The organism is Henriciella sp. (genome assembly GCF_049649345.1).
Lineage (GTDB): Bacteria > Pseudomonadota > Alphaproteobacteria > Caulobacterales > Hyphomonadaceae > Henriciella.
The window spans coordinates 1-3288 of sequence record NZ_JBARZC010000569.1 but is presented as its reverse complement, the minus strand read 5'-3'; the positions used below and the strand labels follow the sequence as shown (position 1 = coordinate 3288).

The window sequence follows — 3288 nt, the reverse complement described above, 5'->3', positions numbered from 1 at the left end:
GTGCTTACTGCTCGGACATGCCTTCGCTTACAGCACGGATCATGGTGGTCAAGGCTCCGAGCGCTTCATCAAATTTGGATGCCTCATCAGCCCTGTCTGGAAACTGACAGGCAAGCGCCAGACCGATGATGCCGATTTCGTTGGCGATCGCGTTTGCTGAGCTCGACGTTCGAACGCTTTCGCGCAAATCCGTTTCAAGGCGTGTAACATCCTGCCGGATTTTGCCCGCTTCTTCTCGCGGAAAGCTGCGTAAAATTTCGCGCCTGATAGTTGCCCAGGCTTTGCTCGCGACAGTGACCTTGCGCCTTTCAAGCAACGAAGAAACCTGACCATCAAGAAGCCGAGCCATCAGCCCAAAAACGGCCAACCCTGCTGCACTCGTTCGGGCATCTTTTGGCAAGTCCCGCGAGACGAGCCCATAAAGCTCACAGAGTATCTCACCTACAGCCCCTCCAAGTAACCTGGCGGTGGGAGCTGTGTCTGGCGGAGAGCCCGAAACGCGCAGCAGCGCTTCTATCAATACTTCCCCGCTCGCTCCGGACATGAGCCCTAGAGAACGACGGCAGCAAATATCGCGAGCAGAACCGCGCAGCTCGCCATCATCAGCACGAATACGGTTGTGTCGGTTCGAAGCCAGCTCTTGCTATTATCCCGTCGACTTTCGTTCAGCATGTACTCAATCATTGTTGTTCTTCCTCCCACTCTTCCGGCCAGTATAGCCGCATCGGATTGCTTATCAGCAGTTTGGTCTGAAGCTCTTTGCTTCTTGCCAGCCGGGGAATGAGGTCGACCAGGGCGCCATCGTCCGGAATGGCATCCTGCATGTTTGGATGCGGCCAGTCGGTTCCCCAAAGGACCCGATCCTGGAACTCCTCGACGAGCGGAGCAACGCTCTCGACAAAGTCGTCGAAGGGCGCTCCTTGAGCTGATAGACGTTCGGCGCAACTGACCTTGGTCCAGACATTCGGGTGAGCACGAAGGAAGTTCCTGAAGGCGAGCATCTCTGGACCGTCTGGACCGGTGCTGACATCGGGCCGGCCCATATGGTCGATGACGATGTCCGTCGGAATGGCTTCCATAAAAGGTGTGAGCTCGTCGAGTAAATCAGCTTCGAAGTAAATCACGACATGCCAGCCGAGCCGCTCGATCCGCCTTGCGACCTCAAGAAACTTGTCCTTCGGCGCATCGTCAACGAGCCGCCTCAGGAAGTTGAACCGGACCCCGCGGATACCTCCAGCGTGAAGCGCATCGAGCTCTGGGTTGCTGATCGAAGGATCGACGACCGCCACACCACGGGCCCTGCCCTCTGATTTGGCGATCGCATTGAGAATCGCCCGGTTGTCAGTGCCGTGACAGCTCGCCTGGACCACCACATTGCGCGAGAAGCCGAGATGGTCACGCAGCGCGAACAACATGTCAGGCCCAGCATCCTGGGGTAGGTATTTGGCCTTCACGCTGAACGGAAACCCGGCTTGCGGACCGAACACGTGACAATGGGTGTCAACGGCGCCAGCCGGCGGGCGATAGGTTGGCTTCGAAGGACTGTCTGTCCAGCTCCGAATCCTGCTCATGGGAAGACAACCCCATCCATCAGTTTTCGGGCTGTTCGCAACAAGGCGGCACTTTCGACTTCTCCGGTCTTTCCAACCTTCAGTATACTGCTCATCTCGCCCGTTGGATGCTCGATAGAAAGCTTCTTCTTTTGGCCACCCGGGATATCAGCAACCTCAGCTGCTGGCGAACTGCCGAGCAGGCAAGCCGTCGCAACTGTAACAGCACCCAATACCCCGATCGTCGCATGCGCGCGGTGCGGGATGAAACTGCGAACGGTCACGGCGCCGCCGTCTCTCGGAGGCGCCACCAGCATGATTTTTGGAACCGACTTTTCGGCGACATCGCCAAGATTCATAATCGGCCCGGCCTTGAGTCGGATCGCTTCGATGCGCTGCTTCAGCTCGCTATTTGCGTCGAGATCCTCGCGTGTCTCGTAACCTGTGATGCCGACATCCCTTGCCTTCATGACAATGCAGGGCATACCATTGTCGATGAGGGTGCAGTCGACGCCGTCTATAACATCAACTTCGTTGCCCGTCGGCAGAAGCGCGCCGCAGCTTGAGCCCGCCGTGTCGCGAAACTCGAGAGGAACAGGCGCGTGCGATCCTGGCACGCCATCGATCCTTGCCTTGCCGGCATAGTTGACCCTGCCCGCCGGTGTCTCAATCTCGGCGATCGCCGTCTGGCCCGTATTTTCCATGAAGATGCTGACGGATGTCGTTCCGTCATTGGCCATGACGAGGTCGCGCTCGATTGCAAAGGGGCCGACGCCTGCCAGGATGTTCCCGCAATTCTGGGCATCGGTCACAATTGCCTGATCGACGAACACCTGCAGGAAGAGATAATTGACGTCGACGCCATACTGGTCCGACTTTGACACCACGGCGACCTTGCTCGTGAGCGGGTCTGCGCCGCCCATGCCGTCAATCTGCCGGGCATCGGGTGAGCCCATGATACGCAGCAAAAGCGCGTCACGTTCAGCTGGGTCTGACGGCAGGTCGTCTTTCAGAAAGTAGCCGCCTTTCGACGTGCCTCCTCGCATCCACATGCAGCGAATGCCGTCAGACATATTTGAGGCCCATTTCCTTGAGGCGCGGGCGCATGTCGTAAATGTCGAGGCCGAGTTCGCCGGCGGCAAGGCGTTGGCGTTTATCTTCTTCCCTGGCCTCACGTTCCTGCGCTTTCTTCAGGACGCTGTCAGCTTCCTCGCACGCAACCACGCACACGCCGTCATCGTCGGCGACGATTACATCACCAGGAGTGATTGCGGCCCCTGCGCAAACCACGGGTACATTTACCGAGCCGATCGTGTTCTTGACTGTGCCCTGCGAGAAGATCGCCTTCGACCAGACAGGAAAATTCATCGCCGTCAGATCCTTCACGTCCCGTACACCCGCATCGATGATGAGGCCCCGGCAGCCACGCGCCTGCGCCGAGGTCGCCAGAAGGTCACCAAAGTAGCCGTCCTCACAGGGGCTGGTCGGGGCAAGGACGAGGATATCTCCCGCCTGAAGCTGTTCAATGGCGACATGGATCATCCAGTTATCGCCAGGGGGCGCTGAAATCGTCACGGCCGTTCCGGCAATCCTCGCCCCTGCATAAATCGGCCTCAGCCGGCTAGCGAGAAGCCCCTTGCGGCCCTGCGCTTCATGAACCGTTGCGACGCCCGCCTTTGCGAGACCATCTACTATCGCGAGCGGCGCGCGGCTAATATTCTGGACTACAATCCCGCTC

General features: G+C 58.6%; 4 protein-coding genes. All 4 read right to left on the bottom strand.

What is annotated here, in order from left to right; genetic code table 11:
• Positions 1–4: 4 nt before the first annotated feature.
• A complete protein-coding gene (locus tag WA989_RS15770) occupies positions 5–367 on the bottom strand; it encodes a hypothetical protein (RefSeq protein ID WP_424341435.1) in 363 nt (120 codons plus the stop codon).
• Between the two features lie 313 nt (positions 368–680).
• Positions 681–1571, bottom strand: a complete 891-nt coding sequence (locus WA989_RS15765) for an amidohydrolase family protein (RefSeq protein WP_424341434.1) — start codon at positions 1569–1571, stop codon at positions 681–683.
• Positions 1568–2623, bottom strand: a complete 1056-nt coding sequence (locus tag WA989_RS15760; protein WP_424341433.1) for a 4-oxalomesaconate tautomerase — start codon at positions 2621–2623, stop codon at positions 1568–1570. Before WA989_RS15760 ends, WA989_RS15765 begins: the two co-directional genes overlap by 4 nt.
• A partial coding sequence (gene ligK / locus WA989_RS15755; protein WP_424341432.1) for a 4-carboxy-4-hydroxy-2-oxoadipate aldolase/oxaloacetate decarboxylase occupies positions 2616–3288 on the bottom strand: 673 nt, incomplete at its 5' end. The genes WA989_RS15760 and ligK, both read right to left, overlap by 8 nt.